22 protein-coding genes are annotated in these 22,000 nt (G+C 35.8%); 6 read left to right on the plus strand and 16 right to left on the minus strand.

Annotated features, from left to right (window positions below):
- Positions 1–2 precede the first annotated feature (2 nt).
- Genes ACY2RT_RS05325 through mraZ form a run of 5 tightly spaced genes read right to left on the minus strand, consistent with a single transcriptional unit; the run spans position 3 to position 5,141 of the window.
- Positions 3–1,466, minus strand: a complete 1,464-nt coding sequence (locus ACY2RT_RS05325) for a UDP-N-acetylmuramoyl-L-alanyl-D-glutamate--2,6-diaminopimelate ligase (RefSeq protein WP_490154843.1) — start codon at positions 1,464–1,466, stop codon at positions 3–5.
- Entirely contained in the window at positions 1,463–3,463 is a 2,001-nt protein-coding gene (locus ACY2RT_RS05330; RefSeq protein ID WP_490154844.1) for a penicillin-binding protein, read from the minus strand. The genes ACY2RT_RS05325 and ACY2RT_RS05330 overlap by 4 nt, the downstream gene beginning before the upstream one ends.
- A gap of 4 nt (positions 3,464–3,467) precedes the next feature.
- Positions 3,468–3,785 (minus strand): FtsL-like putative cell division protein, encoded by a 318-nt coding sequence (locus ACY2RT_RS05335; RefSeq protein ID WP_490154845.1) that lies wholly within the window; start codon positions 3,783–3,785, stop codon positions 3,468–3,470.
- The gene (gene rsmH, locus ACY2RT_RS05340) at positions 3,785–4,681 is read right to left on the minus strand and encodes a 16S rRNA (cytosine(1402)-N(4))-methyltransferase RsmH (protein ID WP_490154846.1); all 897 of its coding nucleotides are present in this window, start codon (positions 4,679–4,681) and stop codon (positions 3,785–3,787) included. Before rsmH ends, ACY2RT_RS05335 begins: the two co-directional genes overlap by 1 nt.
- The gene (gene mraZ / locus ACY2RT_RS05345) at positions 4,668–5,141 is read right to left on the minus strand and encodes a division/cell wall cluster transcriptional repressor MraZ (protein WP_490154847.1); all 474 of its coding nucleotides are present in this window, start codon (positions 5,139–5,141) and stop codon (positions 4,668–4,670) included. Before mraZ ends, rsmH begins: the two co-directional genes overlap by 14 nt.
- A 201-nt stretch (positions 5,142–5,342) precedes the next feature.
- Between mraZ and ACY2RT_RS05350 the strand changes: the two genes are divergently transcribed.
- Both ACY2RT_RS05350 and yihA read left to right on the plus strand, forming a co-directional pair.
- Positions 5,343–6,107, plus strand: coding sequence for an alpha/beta fold hydrolase (locus tag ACY2RT_RS05350; protein WP_490154932.1), 765 nt, complete (start codon positions 5,343–5,345; stop codon positions 6,105–6,107).
- 9 nt (positions 6,108–6,116) lie between these two features.
- Positions 6,117–6,719 (plus strand): ribosome biogenesis GTP-binding protein YihA/YsxC, encoded by a 603-nt coding sequence (gene yihA / locus ACY2RT_RS05355; protein ID WP_490154848.1) that lies wholly within the window; start codon positions 6,117–6,119, stop codon positions 6,717–6,719.
- Here yihA and ACY2RT_RS05360 read toward each other — a convergent pair.
- The 3 genes from ACY2RT_RS05360 to gldB are packed head-to-tail and all read right to left on the minus strand — an operon-like array spanning position 6,697 to position 8,356.
- The gene (locus ACY2RT_RS05360; protein ID WP_490154849.1) at positions 6,697–7,065 is read right to left on the minus strand and encodes a GTPase; all 369 of its coding nucleotides are present in this window, start codon (positions 7,063–7,065) and stop codon (positions 6,697–6,699) included. The two genes, yihA and ACY2RT_RS05360, sit on opposite strands and share 23 nt — an antisense overlap.
- The gene (gene gldC / locus ACY2RT_RS05365) at positions 7,065–7,397 is read right to left on the minus strand and encodes a gliding motility protein GldC (protein ID WP_490154850.1); all 333 of its coding nucleotides are present in this window, start codon (positions 7,395–7,397) and stop codon (positions 7,065–7,067) included. The genes ACY2RT_RS05360 and gldC overlap by 1 nt, the downstream gene beginning before the upstream one ends.
- The gene (gene gldB / locus ACY2RT_RS05370; RefSeq protein ID WP_490154851.1) at positions 7,397–8,356 is read right to left on the minus strand and encodes a gliding motility lipoprotein GldB; all 960 of its coding nucleotides are present in this window, start codon (positions 8,354–8,356) and stop codon (positions 7,397–7,399) included. Before gldB ends, gldC begins: the two co-directional genes overlap by 1 nt.
- A gap of 108 nt (positions 8,357–8,464) precedes the next feature.
- Here gldB and nadE point away from each other — a divergent pair, with 108 nt between their 5' ends.
- Entirely contained in the window at positions 8,465–9,256 is a 792-nt protein-coding gene (gene nadE / locus ACY2RT_RS05375) for an NAD(+) synthase (protein WP_490154852.1), read from the plus strand.
- Positions 9,257–9,412: 156 nt separating this feature from the next.
- The gene (locus ACY2RT_RS05380; protein ID WP_490154853.1) at positions 9,413–10,045 is read left to right on the plus strand and encodes a response regulator; all 633 of its coding nucleotides are present in this window, start codon (positions 9,413–9,415) and stop codon (positions 10,043–10,045) included.
- Here ACY2RT_RS05380 and dnaG read toward each other — a convergent pair whose 3' ends face one another.
- From dnaG to ACY2RT_RS05415, 7 genes are all read right to left on the minus strand, one after another.
- Entirely contained in the window at positions 10,046–12,007 is a 1,962-nt protein-coding gene (gene dnaG, locus ACY2RT_RS05385; RefSeq protein WP_490154854.1) for a DNA primase, read from the minus strand. It lies immediately after the preceding gene.
- Between the two features lie 113 nt (positions 12,008–12,120).
- Positions 12,121–13,173: a porin family protein gene (locus tag ACY2RT_RS05390; protein ID WP_490154855.1), complete on the minus strand. Its 1,053-nt coding sequence runs from the start codon at positions 13,171–13,173 to the stop codon at positions 12,121–12,123.
- A gap of 92 nt (positions 13,174–13,265) precedes the next feature.
- Entirely contained in the window at positions 13,266–14,036 is a 771-nt protein-coding gene (locus tag ACY2RT_RS05395) for a hypothetical protein (protein WP_490154856.1), read from the minus strand.
- The gene (locus tag ACY2RT_RS05400) at positions 14,023–14,586 is read right to left on the minus strand and encodes an RNA polymerase sigma factor (RefSeq protein ID WP_490154857.1); all 564 of its coding nucleotides are present in this window, start codon (positions 14,584–14,586) and stop codon (positions 14,023–14,025) included. Before ACY2RT_RS05400 ends, ACY2RT_RS05395 begins: the two co-directional genes overlap by 14 nt.
- 127 nt (positions 14,587–14,713) lie before the next feature.
- Positions 14,714–15,691, minus strand: a complete 978-nt coding sequence (locus tag ACY2RT_RS05405) for a polyprenyl synthetase family protein (protein WP_490154858.1) — start codon at positions 15,689–15,691, stop codon at positions 14,714–14,716.
- Between the two features lie 154 nt (positions 15,692–15,845).
- On the minus strand, positions 15,846–18,401 hold the full coding sequence (locus tag ACY2RT_RS05410; protein ID WP_490154859.1) for an alkaline phosphatase family protein: 2,556 nt from the start codon (positions 18,399–18,401) through the stop codon (positions 15,846–15,848).
- Positions 18,388–18,540 (minus strand): hypothetical protein, encoded by a 153-nt coding sequence (locus ACY2RT_RS05415; protein ID WP_490154860.1) that lies wholly within the window; start codon positions 18,538–18,540, stop codon positions 18,388–18,390. The genes ACY2RT_RS05410 and ACY2RT_RS05415 overlap by 14 nt, the downstream gene beginning before the upstream one ends.
- Positions 18,541–18,640: 100 nt before the next feature.
- Between ACY2RT_RS05415 and ACY2RT_RS05420 the strand changes: the two genes are divergently transcribed.
- Both ACY2RT_RS05420 and ACY2RT_RS05425 read left to right on the plus strand, forming a co-directional pair.
- Positions 18,641–19,471 (plus strand): T9SS type A sorting domain-containing protein, encoded by an 831-nt coding sequence (locus tag ACY2RT_RS05420; RefSeq protein ID WP_490154861.1) that lies wholly within the window; start codon positions 18,641–18,643, stop codon positions 19,469–19,471.
- A 531-nt stretch (positions 19,472–20,002) separates the two neighbouring features.
- Positions 20,003–20,875 (plus strand): choice-of-anchor J domain-containing protein, encoded by an 873-nt coding sequence (locus tag ACY2RT_RS05425; RefSeq protein WP_490154862.1) that lies wholly within the window; start codon positions 20,003–20,005, stop codon positions 20,873–20,875.
- 51 nt (positions 20,876–20,926) lie between these two features.
- Here the strand turns inward: ACY2RT_RS05425 and rlmN are convergent, their stop codons facing one another.
- On the minus strand, positions 20,927–21,967 hold the full coding sequence (gene rlmN, locus ACY2RT_RS05430; RefSeq protein WP_490154863.1) for a dual-specificity RNA methyltransferase RlmN: 1,041 nt from the start codon (positions 21,965–21,967) through the stop codon (positions 20,927–20,929).
- Between the last annotated feature and the right edge of the window lie 33 nt (positions 21,968–22,000).

Consider the following 22,000-nt stretch of genomic DNA (forward strand, 5'->3'; position numbering starts at 1 on the left):
TGCTATTTATTTAGTGTATTTAAAAATTGATTCACAATTTTAAAGTCATCAAAGTCAAACCGTTTTCCATTAATTTCTTGATAATTTTCATGGCCTTTTCCGGCTACCAGAATAATATCACCTCCATCTGCAATTTGACAGGCGGTTTTTATGGCTTGTTTTCTATTGGTTACGGACAAGGTCTTTTTAAAATGTTCCGGCGATACACCTGCTTCAATCTGCTCAATGATGACTTCAGGGTCTTCATTTCGCGGATTGTCACTGGTAAAAATCACTTTTGTACTAAGTGCTGCCGCTATGTTTCCCATTTTTGGGCGTTTTTTAACATCACGATCTCCTCCGCACCCCACTACAGTTATTAATTCCTCATTTCCCGTACGGATGCTATTGATTGTTTCCAGTACATTTTTAAGAGCATCGGGAGTATGTGCATAATCTACAATTGCAGTGATATTTGTAGCAGAAACAAAATATTGAAACCTTCCATCTACACTTTCCAAAGTGCTCATTAGTTGAAGGGTTTCCAATATTTCAAGCCCAAACAATTCTGCAGTTGCATAAATTGCCAATAGGTTATAAGCGTTAAAACTACCTATAAGCTTTACCCATAACTCATTGTTATTAATTTTAAGCAGTAAACCGGTAAATTGATTTTCAAGGATCTGTGCCTTATAATCTGCGAAAGATTTCAGTGCATATGTATATTTTTTGGCAGCTGTGTTTTGAAGCATGACCTGTCCATTCTTGTCATCAATATTTACTAAAGCAAAAGCTGTCTTCGGCAATTGATCAAAAAATACTTTTTTCACATCCCGATATGTTGCAAAGTCTTTGTGGTAATCTAAATGGTCATGTGATAAATTGGTGAAAATTCCTCCCGCAAATTTCAGCCCTTCCGTACGTTTTTGATGAATTCCATGCGAGCTTACCTCCATAAAACAAAACTCAACTCCAGCTGTTACCATTTCCCGTAAATATTTATTGATCGTAAGAGAATCCGGAGTAGTATGTGTGGCTTCGTATTGAGTATCTCCTACCATTACTTTTACGGTAGACAATAACCCGGCTTCATAGCCTGCAGACTTAAATAAATTATACAACAATGAAGTAACTGTAGTTTTTCCGTTAGTTCCGGTAACACCTACCAGTTTTATTTCTTCGGAAGGATTCTCATAATAGTTAGCAGCCATAAATGCCAGCGCTCTATGCGAATCTTCTACCTGTATATAAGTAATCCCATTGATGATGATTTCCGGCAATGTTTCACAAATAATAGCTATTGCTCCTTTGTCACATGCCATTTTTATATATTCATGCCCATCTGAAACTGCCCCCTTAATTGCTACAAAAGCATCATTTAAACTCACTTTCCGAGAGTCAAATTTTAAATTTGTTATAGCTACAGAAGTATTTCCTATCACTTTTTCGATAGTTACTTTGTATAGTATGTCTTTTAATAAGTTCACAATAAATTCAAAACAATTCGGGTTCCTTCTTTAAGTAGCTCACCAGGTTCAATGGATTGATCTTTAACAGTTCCATTTCCTACTACTTTTACCTTCAATCCTAAGTTTTCCAGTAATGAAACAGCATCCATCCCCGCCATTCCTTTTACGTTCGGTATTTTTTCAAAATGAGTTTGCGCTTTAGCATAATAGTCTTCAAAATCTTTTTTAACGGAAGGGTCTTCAGCATCTACATTGGCAACTTCAGCTATCAAAGGAGAATCTGTAAATATTTTTTGTGCGATGCGCTTAAATACCGGACCGGTTACATCGGCTCCATAGTATCCTTTCTTTGTACTTGGTTTGTGGATTACCACGATGCAGGAAAATTTTGGATTCTCGGCAGGAAAATAACCGGCAAATGAAGAAATATACTTTTTATCTTCTTCCCATCCTGCAGTACCATACTCTGTTCGTGCTGTCCCTGTTTTCCCCGCCATGGAAAAATATTCAGAATACAAGGTCTTACCTGTACCTCTCTTTACAACGTTCTTTAAAATTTCCTGAATTTGATCTATGGTCGCTTTCGAAGCTATTTTACTGTTGGTAACTTCGGTCTTATAAGTTTCTACTATTCGGTTCCAGGCTCTTATCTCTTTAATGAACCGGGGCTTCACCATCACACCATTATTTGCTATGGCATTATAAAAAGTGAGTGTTTGCAAAGGTGTTAACTGTAAATTATAGCCATAGGCCATAGACGGTAATGCATTTCGGCTCCATATATCATCTCCCGGCTCCGGGATAATTGGCTTGCCTTCTCCTTTGATAGGAATACCTATAGTTTTGTGTAGATCCCAGGACCTAAGACGTTCTATAAATTTCTTTGGATTGGCAGAATAATTATCATCAATTAAGGACGCCAGGCCAATATTAGATGAAACTTCCAGTGCTTTTGCTGCTGAAATTTCTCCATAACCACCTCTTTTAGAATCGTGTATTTTTCTTCCATAGAAAAATTTCGAACCCTTCTTAGTATCGACCACCGTGGCAGTATCAATCACCTTGTCTTCAAGTGCTGCCATAAAAGCCATCACTTTAAAAGTAGATCCGGGTTCATGAGATTCACCTACCGCATAATTAAGTCTTTCGTAATAAGTTCCGTTTTTGGTTCGTCCCAAATTTGAAACTGCTTTTATTTCACCCGTTTTTACTTCCATTACGATCACAGAACCGTGATCTGCTTCGTAATACTCCATTTGTTTTAACAGAGCGTGATGAGCAATGTCCTGAATATTTACATTAATAGTAGATATAACATCGTAGCCATCCTGCGGTTCTACTTCATTATCATCGTACACAGGCTTCCATTGGCCTTTGGCAATTTTTTGTTTTAACCTGCGCCCTTCTTTTCCACGTAAAAACTCATCAAAAGCACCTTCCAGTCCCACCGAATAATATCCGGGCTTATCTTTGCGCTGATTACCAACGGTACGCTCTGCAATACTACCCATTGGATGCTCACGTACCGTACGTTGCGTAACAATGATACCGCCTTTATAAGGCCCTAAATTAAAGAGCGGCATGTTTTTTACTTTTATATAATCCGAATAGCCAAGGTTTTTAACCACCAACATATAGCGATTCTTGTTTGCCCGGGCTTTTCTAAATATATTTTGATAGTACGAGGTAGACTTACCAAACATTTTGGAGAGTTCTTTGGAAAGTGGAACTAGATGTTCCTTGAAATTTTCTGAAGAAACAGTCACCGCATCAAAACGAATGTCGTATTTAGGCACTGAAGTTGCCAATAGGCTTCCATCATCCGCATAAAGATTACCACGATTCGCAGGAATCACAAAATTTTTAGTAGTGTTTTTAAGGGCAAGATCACGGTACTTTTCACCTTCAACAAACTGGATATTGATTAATTGAACGGTAACAGCAATCGCGAAGATGAACATACATCCGGCGACAAAATACAAGCGGTTTAATATGTTCTTTTCTTCTATGGCCACCGCGCTAGTCTTTTATTGTTATTTTAATTTTTTGGGGTGGCATAACCGAAGGTTGCAATCCCCGCTTAGCCATTGCCGTAATTATTTTACTTTCCATTTTAGTTTGCATGAGACGCATCCGTACATCTACATATTCGCTTTTCAGCTCTTTTACATCATTACTTAATTGAGCGATGCGATGTACTTTTTTATCTGCACTATGTGAGCTTGCAATCATTATTAGGGCGAGTACAGAAAGAAAAATGATAAATCGCCAGTTTTTAAAAGCATCATCACTTACTAAAAACTTCCCTTTTACTATATTGTAAAAATTCTTCTTCATTATAATTTTTCGGCTACCCTTAATTTTGCACTTCGTGCCCTGTTGTTTGTAATTATTTCATCTTCAGAAGGAATTATAAATTTTCCTACCGGTTTAAAAGGAACTTCAACTCTGCCAAAAACATCTTTTTCGGGTTCGCCTTCAAACAATCCATTTCGCATAAAACGTTTTACCAACCTATCTTCCAAAGAGTGATAGGATATTAAACTCAGCCTTCCGCCTGGTTTTAAAACTTCCTGTGTTTGCAATAAAAATTCTTTCAGGGCTTCCAGTTCCTGGTTCACTTCAATACGAATGGCCTGATATACCTGTGCCAGTATTTTATTCTCTTTATGTCTGGGAAGAAACCTCCCTAATGCTTTTTTTAATTGTTCGCTTGACTTGATAAGTTCGTTAGTACGTGCTTCAACAATTACCCGGGCCATTCCGGCTGCCGCACGTAATTCACCATACTGAAACAACACATTTCGTAATTGTGATTCTTCATATTTGTTTACCACATCGAAAGCAGAAAATGAACTGTTTTGGTTCATTCGCATATCCAGATCAGCTTCAAAACGAGTTGAAAAACCTCGTTCTGCCACATCAAATTGATGTGATGATACCCCAAAGTCTCCCAAAATACCATCTACTTCTTTATATCCGTAAAAACGCAAGAAGCGCTTAAGAAATCTGAAGTTTTCACTAACCAATAAAAACCTAGAGTCGTCGATAGTATTCCTAAGCGCATCTTTATCCTGGTCAAAGGCAATCAATTTTCCATTTTCACCAAGCCGTTTTAAAATTTCCCGGGAGTGGCCTCCTCCGCCAAAAGTTACATCCACATAAACCCCATCAGGCTTAATGTTTAAACCGTCCACCGTTTCTTTTAATAATACCGGATTATGATATTCCATTAGCTGCATTGCTTGCATCTCCCATTACTTCTTCAGCCAGATCTGCAAAATCATTGGCAGCATCATTAATGGCTTGTTCATATTTAGTTTTATCCCATATCTCTACAATATTTATTGCTGAAGAGATCACAATTTCTTTAGTAATTCCTGCAAAGGATATCAAGTCTTTTGGAATGAGCAACCTCCCTGTTGTATCTAATTCTACAGTCTTCACCCCGGCCGTAAACCGTCTAATGAAATCGTTGTTCTTTCTATTAAAACGGTTGAGTTGCCCCATCTTTTGCATGAGGGTCTTCCACTCCTCCATTGGGTACATTTCTAAACATGGTTGAAATACCGCACGCTTAACCACAAAACCTTCGGTTGTTACCGGACTCAATTGTTTCTTTAAAGGAGCAGGCATCATTAGCCTTCCTTTAACATCTGCTTTACACTCGTATGTCCCTATTAAATTGAGCATGTGGGTATTTTCTACTGGTAAATCTTAAATTCAAATATATAGAATATTTACCACATTTTACCACATTTTACCACATTGTTAATAAGTTTTACAGCTCGATTTATCTTTTGTCATTCGTTTTGAATTTTTTGAAGCATATTATAAATTGAGTCCGTGAAATAAATTTATGTACTTTTGCGGTTGTTAATTGCATTGACCATAATGACAAATCAACTTAAGAAAGAAGGAAAATTTAGTTATCTGGAATTAGGTGAAGGCACTCCAATTATTGTACTTCACGGGCTTATGGGTGGCTTAAGCAATTTTGATGGTGTCACGGAGTTTTTTCCTCCAAAGGGTTACAAAATCTTAATTCCCGAATTACCTATTTACACAATGACATTGTTAAAAACCAATGTTAAGAATTTCGCCAAATATGTTTCGGAATTCATTGACCATAAAGGCTTTAAAGATGTTATTCTCTTAGGAAATTCTCTAGGGGGGCATATCGGTTTGTTATGCACAAAATTATATCCTGAAAAAATAAAAGCATTGGTCATTACAGGAAGTTCCGGTTTATATGAAAGCGCCATGGGTGAAAGTTATCCCAAACGTGGTGACCGTGATTATATTCAGAAAAAGGCAGAAAATGTTTTTTACGATCCAAAAGTAGCTACCAAAGAGATTGTAGATGAAGTATATGCTACCGTTAACGACCGTAATAAATTGATACGTACTTTGGCTATTGCCAAAAGTGCCATTAGGCATAATATGTCTAAGGATCTCCCAAATATGAATACTCCTATCTGTATTATTTGGGGTGAAGATGATAATGTTACACCACCGGAAGTTGCTAAAGAATTCCACGAATTACTTCCGGATTCGGACTTGTTTTGGATCAAGGAATGTGGTCACGCCGCTATGATGGAACACCCGGACGAGTTTAATGACCTTCTCTACGCCTGGTTGCAAAAAAGAAACTTTTAATTTTATTCGATGTTGATCAAATCGGCAGAATTTGTAATGAGCAACAGCGATGTTGCTAAATGTCCTAAGGATAGATTTCCGGAGTATGCTTTTATTGGGCGTTCTAACGTTGGAAAATCCTCCCTCATCAATATGTTGATGCAACGTAAAAGTTTAGCTAAAACCAGTGGAAGACCGGGAAAAACACAATTGATCAATCATTTCATAGTTAATAAAAAATGGTATCTGGTAGATTTGCCGGGCTATGGCTATGCACGTGTTTCAAAAAGTGCAAAAAAGACCTTTCAAAAATTTATAACAAATTATTTCAGTAAAAGAGAACAATTGGTTCTGGCTTTTGTTTTGGTAGATTGCAGGCATGAGCCTCAACCTATTGACCTTGAATTTATGCAGTGGATGGGCGAAAACCAAATTCCGTTTTCCATTATTTTTACGAAAGCAGATAAATTGAAACCAAATGCCCTTTCACGAAATATTGAGGCCTATACTCAAAAAATGTTGGAAACTTGGGAAGAAATGCCTACCCACTTTGTGACTTCGGCCAGTAATAGCAGTGGCCGCGATGATGTCTTAAATTACATTGACAGCATTAATCAAGAGTTGAACGCTTGATGATTGCTGCTATCAATTCTTCAGAAGAAGAGAGTTTATTTAGTTCTTCGGCAGAAAGGAATAGTTCCAATTCCCCTTTATTTTTAGAAAGAATTACCGGAAAACTATAATCTGGAAGCCATTTGGATTTAAATGATTTTAAGAATTCATCTTTGTGATAAAATTCCATTTCATTATCTGAATTTTCCCGAAATGTCTTCCATAATTCATCTTCGGTAAAAACACCATATGTAATAGCACATAAGTTGCAATTGTAGGTTGATGGATTTGTTATTTTATGAAAGCTATCTAAAATTGCATTTACTTTTCCCGAGCTTGCATTGTATACAAATATGAGGTGCTTCATTACTTTCTTAACTCTAATTTTTCAGCAAAATAGTCACAAAAGTCGCGCATGGTTGCACTCATTTTTTCATCACTGGTAGCGCGTTGAAAAGTATCTGCCATTGCACTCAGTGTTTGATGAAAAAAGATTTTCATTTCATCGAGTGGCATATCTTTTGTCCAAAGATCGATACGCAAAGCTTCTTTATTGTTGTGGTCCCAGACTGAAAGAAAAATTGCTTTTGCTTCTTCATTTGAAATTCCTCCATCTTGGGCAGACCACTTTAATTTTTCAGGGATCTTATTTTCATCAAGATCCACTTTTATATTAATATCTGAAGTATGTTTTGCCATTATTTTTTGTTTGGTTTGTATTTTGAGTTCTTAAAAATTTCGTCTGCATCCATAAGCATCAATTGCCGGACATTTATCGGATTGTTTTCCATATAAGCGCGTACAATTTGCCATCCTAAATAGCGTCCTGTCATTCCCGGAGATTCGTTATCGATTTCCAAATAAAATTTAGAGAACGGGGCCGCATTAATAAAACGCGGAGGTAATTTGGGGTCTGTGCTAAAAAGTAATTCGTTTTCCACAAAATAACGCCACATTTCCACTTCATTTTCCTGAGTCCAAGTATATTCGGCTTCGGTATAGCCCATTTTTTCGGCATCTGTAGTTTCGGGCAACCACAGTTCTTTTAAATACATTTCCTTTCCGAAATAGATCATTTGGGCTAAGAGTGAACGGTTTCGTGGTTTTGGAATAAGCTGTTTTGTGTATGCTACAGCCACATCCTGAGTAATTTGTGAGGGTTTTAAATTTTTAACAATATACTTTTGAATACCTTGATAAAAGGGATGTTCGGCACCTAAATAGGTGTCTAAAGCAATTACCAGTAAACTATCTGTGAGGATTACTTTGTTTTTGTAGTCAACATCTGATGTCGTTGTAAACACTTTAGGCGTTTTGAATTGCGGAAAATAATATTTTATATGCCGAAAAAGGCTGGAAAGATCATCTTCCAAAATGCTTTCGTCCGAAAATTGTTTAATTACTTCGCGATGTAACTGTTGCTGAAGCGTATCCTGAATTCGTTGCACCCAAATACTATCTGCATATTGTTGAGGGAAAAAAATGGGATACTGCCTTTTAAGCTCAGGTAAATCTTTAACCGTGGCTTCAGCAAAAGTTTTGTCGAATCTTTCAATAGTAATATCGACAGAGATTGCCTCAATTTTTTTTTCGGTCTTATTCTTAGAATCACACCCAAAAAGCATTAAAACAATAACCAATAAATAGCAATACCTCATAACTACAATTGTTTGGCAAGTGTTTAACGCCATTCTCTTTTTTAAATTTTACTTTTAGCTTACTTTTGTTTTGCAAAGGTATGAGTATAAAAGTTTAAAAAATATAAAATGCAGACTGAAAAAGTTATTGATCATATAGTAAATTGGTTAAAAGAATATGCTGTAAATGCAAAAATGGAAGGTTTTGTTATAGGTATTAGTGGGGGAATTGATTCAGCTGTAACCTCAACGCTATGTGCCAAAACCGGATTGAAGTTATTGTGTCTGGAGATGCCTATTCATCAAGCAAAATCTCAAGTAAGTCGTGCATTAAACCATATTGATTGGCTTAAAGATAATTTTTCGGGGGTTTCAATGACGCAAGTAAACTTGACATCGGTATTTGACAGTTTTATAGAAACGCTTCCCAGTGTTGAAAATGAAGAATCAAGGTTTATGTCTCTGGCAAATACAAGAGCCCGTTTTAGAATGACAACACTCTATTATTTTGCGGCCTTACATAAATATTTAGTAGCCGGAACCGGTAATAAGGTGGAAGATTTTGGAGTAGGGTTTTATACAAAATATGGAGATGGAGGTGTAGATTTAAGTCCTATTGCCGACTTATTGAAGAGTGAAGTGTATGAAATTGCCCGTTATTTGGGTATAAATCAAGAAATTATTGATGCTGCTCCAACAGATGGCCTTTGGGGAGATAATAGAACTGATGAAGATCAGATTGGTGCTAGCTACGACGAACTGGAATGGGCCATGCAAATGCAGGCAGAAGGTAGGGAAAGCAGTGATTTTTTTGGAAGGGAAAAGGCAGTATTCGATATCTACATCAGGTTAAATCGTGCCAATCAGCATAAAATGAATCCTATCCCCGTTTGCGAAATTCCCCAGTCTATTAAAGAATAACCGTTATTTAACGAGTTTTCTTGAATTTGGACGAAATTAATCTTAAGTGATTTATCTTTTTTTTAGATTTGATTTGTAGTATTAATATTACAAAAACCTCACACTTTTAGCATTTGGTTTGTTTTAAGTGTCTTTTGTAAAGAAAAAGACTATAGAATGAAGAAAATCTTTATTGCAGATCATCATCCGGTTACCCGCAAAGGTATTGCCTGTATGCTGAAAAAAAATAACAATTATACCATTATTGGAAAAGCTAATAATGGAGATGAACTATATAAAAGTTTACAAGAGGACGAACCCGATATTCTTATCATGGAAATTGATATGCCTCATATAAACGGCATAAATGCTTTACGAAGTATTAAAACCGAGTTTCCACAAATGCGTGTACTGATTTTTTCTACACATCCGGAAGAAATTTATGCGTTGCGTTCCATTAAATCCGGTGCGGCAGGATATGTTCCTAAAACCGCATCCACTAAGGTCTTCCTTAAGGCATTAAAACAAATTGCAAAAGGAGGTATTTTCCTGAACGAAGAACTAACTTCTACATTCACAAGCCGTAATGTTGGAGAAACCAGTGCAATTAGCCGTTATAAAAAGCTTTCTTCCAGAGAGATTGAAGTATTGAACTTATTATCCAGCGGAAAACGCAATAAGGATATTGCAAATGCACTCAACATTAATGAAAAAACAGTGAGCACCTACAAAACCAGACTGCTTAAAAAACTAAAAGTAGATAATCTGGCAGATCTCATTCACCAGTCCAGAATGTTTCAGTTTGGGTAATTAAAGAACTCTGTTTAATTTCTCTGAAAGTACTTTTTTAAGTGAAATATAATCTACGATGTTTTGCAGATTATTTTCTTCATTTATATTATTCTTTTCTTTCATTTCATCAGACAATTCATTGATTTTTTGAGCTACCAAATGACGTCGAAGATTTAAAATTGTTTCGCTTACCACTTGAGCAATGGTAACCTTTTTATCTTTTACATATATATCTTTTCCTTCCCAATTGTGTAGATGGTACTTCTCTTCTTCCATTAAAATATGGGTAATCGTTGAAGCTTTTTCAGGATCTAATTCGTTAACCAGATTATTTATTTGAAAGTCTTGTTCCTGATTTAATTTATTAATGATCTCATAATAAACTTCTTTAAAATCTTTATTCGCAAACTCAATTTCATCTTCCTGTAAATCGAGATAAATTTTTTCGAAAACCTTCGCCTTGACAACTTCTGGCTTAAATGCAACTTCTCCTTTTTCGTCTGCTTCCAAAATTAGTTCTTCAAACTCTTCTTCTTTATTTCCGTAAAGCAGAAGCAATTCAATGATCTTTCGTTCCAGTTCAAATTGAACATCTACTTTTTTGACCGACTGCTTTTCCGAAGGAATCACTTCAAGATCCTTCGTGGTTTTTTGAGGTTTCCTTGAAGCATCTCTCCTGTCTTTCTGAAGAATTTGCGCCAATGTATTGAACAAAACTTCTTCGCTTATATCCATGATGCGAGAGCATTCCTGAATATAGACCTCGCGTTTAATTACATCCGGAATCTTAGAAATACTTACTACCATATCACGAATAGTATCCGCCTTTTTTACCGGATCATTTTTAGCTTCATCTGCTAATAAAGACGCTTTATAATTGATGAAATCATGGGCATTCTCTTCCAAATAAAGGGTTACTTCTTCCAGAGAATTATTCTTCGCAAAACTATCAGGATCCTCGCCTTCCGGAAAAGTACATATCTTTACATTCATCCCTTGTTCCAGAATAAGATCCACCCCTCGTAATGAAGCACGGACCCCGGCCGCATCTCCATCAAAAAGCAAGGTTATATTCTTTGTTAACCTGTTGATCAGCCTAATTTGCTCCGGTGTTAATGCCGTTCCGGAAGAAGAAACCACATTGTGAATTCCCGCCTGGTAAAATTGTATCACATCTGTATAGCCTTCTACCAAATAACAATTATCCTCTTTTGCAATACTTTGCTTAGCATGATAAATACCATAAAGTACTTTACTTTTATGATAAATATCACTCTCCGGAGAATTGAGATATTTCGCCGCTTTTTTGTCACTGGTCAAAATACGGCCTCCAAAGCCCAGTGTGCGACCACTTAGACTTAAAATAGGAAATAGTACACGCCCTTTAAATCTGTCAAATTGCTTTTCCTCTTTAACAATGGTAAGTCCGGTCTTTTCTAAAAACTCAATTTTGTAACCCTTTTTAATTGCGTGACTTGTAAAAGCATCCCATGAATTTGGGGAATATCCAAGTTCAAATTTTTGAATGGTTTCTTCCGTGAAACCACGCTCTTTGAAATAAGAGAGCCCGATAGCTTTGCCCTCTTCTGTCTTTAGAAGTGTTGTATGGAAATATTCTTTGGCAAACTCACTTACCAGATATAAACTTTCACGTTCGTTGGCTTGCTCTTTTTGTTCATTGGTCTGTTCGGTCTCTTCAACTTCAATACCATATTTTTTCGCGAGGTATTTAATTGCTTCAGGATAGGTGAAATGTTCGTGTTCCATTAAAAAAGCAACGACATTACCTCCCTTTCCACTGGAAAAATCTTTCCATATTTGTTTGACCGGAGACACCATAAAACTGGGAGTTCGTTCATCACTAAAAGGGCTAAGTCCCTTAAAATTACTCCCTGCTTTCTTCAATTGTACAAAATCCCCTATCACCTCCTCTACGCGAGCAGTTTCAAATACATTATCTATGGTGGTTTTTGAAATCAAGCTGAATATTTTTCAGAAAAAAAAGATACACAAATTTAAGGGTTTACCTATTCAGAAAACAAAAAAAGGCTTCATTTCTGAAACCTTTTTAATATGAAACAAATGAAAGGGCATTAATCCATATCAAATCGTAGTCCCAGGGAAATATTACGCATATCCACAGGATTGTCTTTAAATATTGGGTTGAGGTCATATTTAACATATAATGCAGCTTCACGCCAACCTATGTAACCGCTAAGGCCATATATAAAACTATTGACATTGTAATTTCCTTTCAGTTTTTGTTTTACATCTTCGCCTTCTTCGGTAAATTTTAACTTTTGGCGTGCTCCCAGATTAAACCCTGCATACCCCCCTAAACCAATCTTTATTTGGTTCTTGGTAGAATATCTGAAATATTCTTCTTTTTCAATCTTTTTTGAAGGGCCAAATTCAAAATGAACCGGAAATACTAAATTGTCCATTCTAAATTTAGATTTGTCCAGATCCATAGGAAACTCCATAAGTTCTGTCTCCTTACCGGTATCAACGAAGTAACGATTGTCTGTAGGTTTTAATCCATTGAACTGAAATGAAAGTCCGTATTTTATACGCAGCCAGTTAGTTTCCTTAAATACTCGTGTTTTCCATGCCCAGCCAATTTCGGCAAAACGGCTTCCTCCAACCTTAAAATCGCTGTCGTTTAACGACTGTCCGTCAACTATCACATTGTTTAGCCCAAATGCCAGTACAAAGTCACTATATGTCCGGCGGTCGTATTTTGGGGTATGGTCATCATCAAAAATGATATTAAAAATATCTCCGTTTCCAAAAAAAGAGATCGTTAATCTGTCGTTTTGGTCTATTAGTGTATCATTCTGGTTTCGTTCCAATAAAGCTACTTTATTGTCTATAATCGCTATCCTGTTTTCAATATTTAAAGCCCGTTTTTCTGCGACTTCTTTTTTTAATTGTTCAGCTTCGGCACTGGTGATCTGGTTGCTCTCCAAGCGTTCATTAATTGCTTCAACTTCTTTCCTTAGGGCCTCTTTCTCTTCATTGATGATTTGTTCTTTGGAGGTTTCTAGAACTTCAATTTTACTGTCTTGGCACGTTTCCTGAGCCATTCCAAAAGACATAGCGATAGCCCATAGCACCACTGCGATGCAAAACGTAAATATTTTCATAGTGTTCGTGATTTTTGAGATTCCTGCTTTAACAGGAACTAATTGATGAATGATTAAACTTTATATGGATGAGCTTCCCGTTTTTACAGGAATTAATTATTTCTTTCCGTGATTGCTGTATGTATTACTTTATAACCGTCTCCTAAAGCGTCAAAGACTTTATCTCTAAAACTTCGCTCCAATGCCTGTTCTACATCCATGAGCAATGCAGCAGCATCAACTTTTTGAGAGCTTTCATTTAAGATTCTTTGTGTTTGAATTTCGAGCTGTGCTTTTTCCAGTAGGGCGTCTACTTCTTCTGCAGTTATGGTCGTTTTTGTTTTTTCCAGTTCTTTTACCTGAGCGACCACTTCTTCTACTTTTGTATTAAGAAATGAAGACTCATCGTCAATTTCTACTTTAGTTACTGTAGTTTGTTCTTCTACTTTTTGTATTTCCACAGCCGAAATAGCATCAGCATTCGTGCTTTTCTGTATATTAATTCGTGAAATTGTTTCTTTCTTAGGTTCTATTGCTTCGGTTTTAATTGGTTTTTCTGAAATGATTTCTTTAACAGTAATCTCATCTTCATTTATTTCCTGTAGAACAAATTCAGGTTTCTTTTCGATCGTATTCTTTTCCTGAGTGTTTTTTTCAACAACAACTTCATTTGGTACATTTTCTGAAGGTTTAAAAAGCAACGACCCTATAATTAAAATTGCTGCAATGCTAGCCGCAATTGAAAACCAAAATGTTTTGTTGCTTGTTTTTTCATCTTTTTCAGTAAGCCGGGCTTCCAGTTTACCCCAGGCTTCTTTTGAAGGTTGCAGCTCTCTTTCCTGCAGCTTCTCCCTAATATTTTCTTCTAACTTAATGGGTGCCATAACTAATATTATTTTGTTTCACTTTTGATTGCAGTATTTTACGTGCTTTGAACAATTGGGACTTTGAAGTACTCTCACTAATTTGTAATAGCTCTGCAATCTCACTGTGTTTATAGCCCTCTACGGCATATAAAATAAAAACCGTTTTGTAGCCATCAGAAAGAGAATCGATCATTTTTTGGATCTCTTCTACTTCCAATTCTGTTTCTATATAGGCAACATGTTCTATAGAATTTTCAATCTCTTTTTCGTCTTTAAAGTCAAGTTTTTTGTCTCTTCGTAATTGTGAGATTGATTCGTTGATCATGATCCTACGCATCCATCCTTCAAAACTTCCTTGAGCTTTATAAGATTGTAAATGAGTAAAGACTTTTAAAAACCCTGTGAGCATTACCTCTTCAGCGATATCATTGTTTTTTATGTATTGACGACAAATACTTTGCATTTTAGGCGAGAACAGTTCAAAAAGATCGTGCTGTGCCCTTCGGTTGCCTTTGCTTGCCTTTGCAATTAGTTTTGAGTAATTTTTATGTAATGATATAATTTTCAAAATACGTTACGCTTTTCAAAAGCTTCTATTTACAAAGACGCAAGATCTTTTAAAAAGGTTGCCTGTGAATTAATGTTCAATAATAAAAATCCGGCAATGAATCCATCCGGCAGATATTCAGGACCTATTACTTTTTTCTATCGATCACGTAATTTACCATTAACTCTAAGGATTCTTTATAAGGAGATGGAGGATACTGCTGAAGTAATTCTAAGGCTTGCGTCTGATATTCTTTCATTTTAGAAATTGCATATTCTAAACCTCCAATTTCTTTTACAAATTTAATGACTTCTTTGACGCGTCTTTTGTCTTTATTGTGATTCTTGACCGAATTGATTAGCCAACGGTTGTCCTTTTCGGATGCGTGTGTTAATGCATAGATTAAAGGCAGTGTCATTTTCTGTTCTTTGATATCTATTCCGGTAGGTTTGCCAATTTGTTCTTCACCATAATCGAAAAGATCGTCCTTAATCTGGAAAGCGGTTCCAATCAATTCTCCAAATCTGCGCATGGTCTCAACTTCGGCCTTAGGTGCGTTAACAGATTGCGCTCCCATGGCACAACAGGCGGCGATAAGTGTCGCCGTTTTTTGACGGATGATCTCAAAATAGACTTCTTCGGTTATATCGAGTTTTCGCGCTTTTTCAATCTGTAATAATTCTCCTTCACTCATTTCACGTACCGCAACCGAAATAATCTTGAGCAGGTCAAAATCATTATTATCAATAGAGAGTAAGAGTCCTTTTGACAGCAAATAATCTCCTACAAGTACTGCAATCTTATTTTTCCACAAGGCGTTTATACTAAAAAAGCCACGGCGCCTGTTACTATCATCCACAACATCATCGTGTACCAATGTAGCGGTATGTATCAACTCAATCACTGATGCCCCACGATATGTACGTTCATTAAGCTCTCCATTATTGGTCATTTTAGCAATAAGAAAAACAAACATAGGCCGCATTTGTTTTCCTTTTCGGTTTACGACATAATGAGTAATTCTATTGAGAAGAGATACTTTTGAAGACATCGCCACGGAAAATTTTTTTTCAAAAAGTTCCATTTCGTACTCAATAGGCAATTTTATTTGAGATACTATCTTCATGTGTTGTTCTCAAAAATACATTATTTTAATCTATCGATCCACAAATGTTTTTCATTAAAAAAAATCTTAATGTATTGAAGAAATTTCCTATATTTTAATTTGAAATTAATCTAATATTAAATTTTTCTAACATTATATTTAAGATGTATAAAACTTATTTAATAGGCGATTTTTTGGATATTGATTCAATTCGGTTTCTGTAAAGAGATTTGTCTACACAACTTTCCATATCCTTAATATTTAATTCTTTGCCAATAAAAGCCGCCACTTTTTTAGAAACTTCGCTTGTATTATTTAGGACATCCTTATAATCAATATAAATTAATTCAACTCCTGGTTCCTTCTCTTTCCATATTTCTATGTTGTTTAATTGATCTTTATATGCATTTAATAAAGAAATGGGCAGTACATCAGTGCTTTTGCCAATCATTTTTTGTTGTGACTTTATTACTTCATCAATATCTCTTTTCATAAAAATAATTTTATAGCGAAACTGAGGATCAATGTGCTTTAATAGGGGAGCTACAATTTTTATTGATTTATTTTGAGCTCTTTCCATCCAAGAATTATCTTTATGTAAAGACATAACAGGTTCATACTCATAATACCCTTTTGGATTAGACTCATCTGCCTTTCTTTTTCCATCAATTAAAGATTTAAGCCCTCCTTTATCCAGCATTTGCATCATTACAGAAGTTCCTGACCTTGGCAATCCTGATACTAATACAATTTGATTTTCTTTATACTTATTTGTTGATTTATCGTTTAACTCTAAAGAACTTGAAATTTTTTCTTCAATATTCTCGATTGCTTTTTCCGCTCTATGATATGTTTTTGGCTTAAGCATTTTTGCCGTCTCGTAGGCTTTCTTAGCATTCTCTAAATCCCCCAATTTTTCTAGTGCTTCTCCCAAGGTATAGTGTGCTGTGGGATAATACTTCACAAGTTCAATCGCTGTTAGAGCAGTTTCTGCAGCTTCCTCATACTCACCAAGTCTCAATAAAACTTCTGCCAAAGCACTATGGTACTTTGCCTTATCGGTCTCTATTTCAATTGCTTTTTCAAATGCATTTCTAGCCTCTTTAAATTGACTTATTCTTCTATGAACTTTACCAATCTGAAAACAAATCTCAGGACTGTGTTTTCGCTTCAAAGCAGCATTTAAAATTCCTAATGCTTTATTATAATCACCTTTCCCTAATGCTATTTGAGACTCTGCAAAGTAAGCAGTTGATTTAAACTCATCATCAAGGCTAACAAGTTTACCTAAATATTCCTGTGCTTTTTCAAAATTTGAAAATTTTAGCTCGATTGTTAATAAGTCCATATAAAATGGAATAGGGTCAATAGGCTCTCTTTCTTCAATGAGTTCTAATAAAATTTCTTTTGCTTTATCGTAATCTTTTTTACCTAAATAAACTCTTGCCAAATTATGTTTTAAATCACAGCTTGTTTTTTTAATAGCATCTTCAACCTTTTCCTCTGGCCTTTCGATATAACCTAATTCAATGAGCTGCTCCATGGTTTCATTATCTGTAAACTGATCCGCTTTTTGATCTTTATTTAATTCCCCAAAATCGCCTTCAACTTTATCCCAGCTTTCTATATATTCTACTTCCTGAGATTTTACAAAAATATCCAGTGCAACTTTACCATCCATATCTTTTCCTACAGGCAGGCCAAATGAATGCAAAATTGTGGGAGCAATATCAATAAGTCCAAGTCCAAAAACCTTTTGGTTTTTTTTAATATTAGGACCATAGGCAGCGAACATACCAAACTGTCTATGTTCTAATGCAGGTGCCGCCGGATACTTTGGCATTTTAATAATTCTATTTACATCAGATTCATACCCGTGATCCGACATTATAATTACGGTTGTATCATCATCCACCAAGTCCAAAGCTCTTTCTAGCATCATATCCTGAAATTTATAAGCTCCTTTTACTACGTCCTTATATACTTCATAATGCCATTGCGGTATACCTTTCATTTTTGGAGGATGATATTTCATAAAGGCATGGCAGAAATGATCGATAAGATCATAATATATTGCCATAAAATCCCATTCGGTGTTCCTCATAGTGTATGTTGAGGCAGCGTGAACAGAAACATTTTCAGCAAATAATTTAGCAAAAGTTGAAAGTGCTTGATCTTTGTCCTGATTTACTTCTTTTGCCCGTGGAATAAATGGTAAAACATGTTGACCCGTCACCTCATATGGTCGCATTCTTAAATCTAATACTTTTCCAAGAAAATTCTTAGGATGAACTGTTCCTACCTGAACAGGGTTCGCCTTTTTAGGGTCTTTATGGATTTTTTGAAATTTTTCTGAAATAACAACTCCATTTATTGGCTCTGCTGGAAAGCTAGGCCACCACCCTACAAGATTACTCTTATATCCCTGATTATGTAATATATTCCATATTGCTCTTGTTTTTCTTGAATTTGTAGTGACCGGCCTAACGCCCTTTAAATCTGGTGCAAGTTCAATAAACCCTAATACACCATGCTTATCCGGAGTTTTTCCGGTTGCAACTGACGTCCACAACATCGGGGAGTAAGGAGGGTTCATTGTTGCCATATTACCATAAACTCCTTTATCAATTACCCTTTTTAATGCAGGCATCTCACCCTTCGCTAATAATGGTCCTATTATTTTCCAGTCTGCCGCATCCCAACCTATTAACAGAATCTTATTCTTCTTCATTTACAATCGTTTTTGTGTATTCATTTCTTACTTTTCTCCATTCTCTTAATCCAATATCTCCAAAAGCTAGCAATCCTAGGGAACCTTCTTGAGTTATTTTAAAAGAAACAATCTTTTTTTCTTTTTTATTTTTCTTCATTATTCTTGCATGATATTTTATAAATCATTAGTTTTAACAAACATAAGCTTATAATCTTGCAATTAAAAGCTAACAATTTAACATTTTAATTATTTTATTCATGAAAAAGAAAATTACTTCAAAGAAATTAAATACCAGGCTAACGCAATATGGCGCGCTTGCTGTTGCAATTGCCGGTGTTTCTGATGCTACTGGGCAGATTCTATATACCGATGTAGATCCAGACGAAACAATTACGAACGCACTTTATATGTTAGATCTTAATGGAGATAGCATTGATGATTTCACGATTAGTAATACTGGAAGTCAAGGTACACCTCCACCTGGCACAACTGTTCGAGTATATACAGACAACTCGAATTCAATATTAGGGTTTAATGCAGGTGGAAATTATAATTACCCTTATGCTTTAAGTTCTGGAGCACCCATAGATGATGCCCAAGCTACTTGGATCACCGCACCTGTTTTTCAAACACTAAATTGGCAAGGATGCGCATACACTAATAGTCAATGGTGTGACGGACAAGTAGATAAATATCTTGGTTTAAGAATTAATGTTGGAACTGATGTACATTACGGATGGGTAAGACTTGATATTCCTGCTGATGCAACAAGTTTTACTGTTAAAGACTATGCACTTAATCTTACTCCTGGAGAAGGTCTTGAAGCAGGTCAAACCGCTATCTTAGGTCTTGAAGATGAAACTTTCAATGGATTTAGTCATTTTGTAAATGCTGAAGGTTTGAACCTAAAAGCAAACAGTCCACTACAAAATGTAGATCTTTACAATATACTAGGTCAGCAAGTTATTTCTCAAAAACTTTCTAGTATAAACGAAACAGTAGACATTTCTCGTTTGAACGCTGGTGTGTATATTGCTGCTGTTACTATTGAAGGACAAACAAAGTCATTCAAAATCGTTAAAAAATAATTATTTACAGAGAAACATCAATAATCAAAAAGCGGCTTTCGAGTCGCTTTTTTAGTTGCATATTAGTCAGCTGCTTTTAAGTAGCATCTATATTTTTCCAGGGAGTGACTACCACACACTGTTACCAGCATTACGATCATCCTTAAAGCACACAAACAGTTAAACCATTAGCATAAGTCTATAACTATCAGTGACTTAATAGAAAATAGTGTTTTTCGAACAGTTTTTTTATTTTAAATACTGTTGTACTTCTTCCCTATTTAATAGCATTTCATACGATTGGTTGCAACAAACCTGAATTGTTTAACCTAATATTTATATTATGAAAAATGTATTTATAATTATTGCTATGCTGATTGTGGGGATGGCAACGTATCGTTTTGCCACAAAAGACAAATGCCCAGACACAATATTTTGAGAAAGTAATTGCTATTTATAAGGCAGATTACTTAAAAATCACTTAATTATTTAATATTTTTCCTCCTCTTTTACTATCTTTGGAGCTTACTAATTTTAATTAAAAAATAGATCATGAAAAAAATTACTTTATTAGCAGTTCTTTTTGCTGCTTTTGTTATGAATGCACAAACTGTTCTTTGGGAAGAGAACTTCGAAACCCAAGCTGTCGGGGATAATGTTGGTGAAGATACCGATATTCCTGCTACATTTCTATCGTATGATGTAGATGGAGACGGGTTCAACTGGGGATTAACAAATCCTGTAAACTATACACAGCCTTTTGGAGATATTTATGTAGGCAATAACTTTATTATTTCTGCTTCATTTATCACTACTGGTGCTGGAGGTAATGGAGGTAATGGAGCTTTATCTCCTAATAATATTCTTGTAACGCCAATGGTTAGTATCCCTGCTGGTGCTTCCGGAGTAGATTTAACTTATTTTGTTGGTTCTGGTACAGACCCTAACTTCTTTAGCGAAACTTATTCTGTAACTGTAACAACTTCAAGTGACCAAGCTGATATTTTAGCAGCTACTCCAGTATATACCACAACTCTATCTTTTCAAGGTGGAGAAGTAAATACTGTAAACCTTGATGCTTTTGCCGGACAAGATGTGTATATTGCTTTCAGACACCATGACACTACAGATCAGTGGGTTATAGGTATTGATGACCTTAAAGTAGAAGCTGCTACATTAAGTGTTGGTGATAATGTATTTGAAGGTTTCAAATATTTTGTTGATGCTGATAGCCAATTGCGTTTAAGCGCTAACCTTCCTTTGGAAAGCCTAAAATTATACAACGTTCTTGGTCAGGAAGTTATCTCTCAAAAATTATCTGATATCAACGAAACTATTAGTCTTTCATCGCTTAATACCGGTGTTTATATAGCTTCTGTTGCAATCAATGGAGTTAACAAAACTTTCAAAATCGTAAAAAAATAAAAAAATATTTTTTGAAGTAAAAAAAGAGCGGCTTATAGTCGCTCTTTTTTGTTAATGCTTATTTGCCAATTGCCCGCAGGCAGCATCAATATCTTTCCCCCGGCTTCGTCTTACCGTAACCGGAATCCTGTTCTTTTCTAACGCTTCTATATATTGATTGATTGCAGTATCTGAAGCTTGTTGAAATTCGCCATCGTCAATAGGATTGTACTCAATGATATTTACTTTTGAAGGTGCATATTTACAAAAACGCACTAAGGCATCAATATCTTCCTTACTGTCATTGATACCTTCCCAAACCACATACTCATACGTAATTCTTCGATTGGTTTTGGCATACCAATATTCAAGGGATTCCTGTAGGTCTTCCAAATTAAAACTTTTTGCAAAGGGCATAATTTGTTCTCGTGTTTCCTGTATTCCGGAATGCAGGGAAACTGCCAGATTGAACTTCACTTCATCATCTGCCAGCTTCTTGATCATTTTTGGAACTCCTGAGGTAGAAAGTGTAATTCGCTTGGGAGACATACCCAGGCCTTCATTAGAAGTTATTTTATCTATTGCTTCCAGTACATTCTTATAATTCATCAAAGGCTCTCCCATTCCCATAAAAACAATATTAGATAAGGGCCTGTCATGATATAACCTACTTTCTTTATCAATGGCAACCACTTGATCATAAATTTCATCAGGATTGAGGTTTCTCATTCTTTTTAAGCGGGCAGTAGCACAAAATTTACAATCCAGGCTACATCCCACCTGAGAAGAAACACAAGCTGTCGTTCTTTTTTCAGTAGGAATTAAAACAGATTCCACAATAAGGCCATCGTGTAATTTCACGGCATTTTTTACCGTACCGTCGTTACTTTTCTGAAGGCTATCAACCTCAATATGGTTGATAACAAAATTAGCTTCTAAATGAGCTCGTGTTTCTTTGGAAATATTGGTCATATCCTCAAAACTGTGGATCCCTTTACTCCAAAGCCATTCGTATACTTGATTGCCACGAAAAGCCTTCTCGCCAATACTCTCAAAAAAACTCCGTAGTTCTTCTTTGGATAATGCGCGTATGTCCTTTTTTTCTGAAACCATTTGGTTGCAAAAATACTGTTTACTTAGCAGTCG

The sequence above is a fragment of the Ulvibacter sp. 2210JD10-4 genome (genome assembly GCF_058148525.1).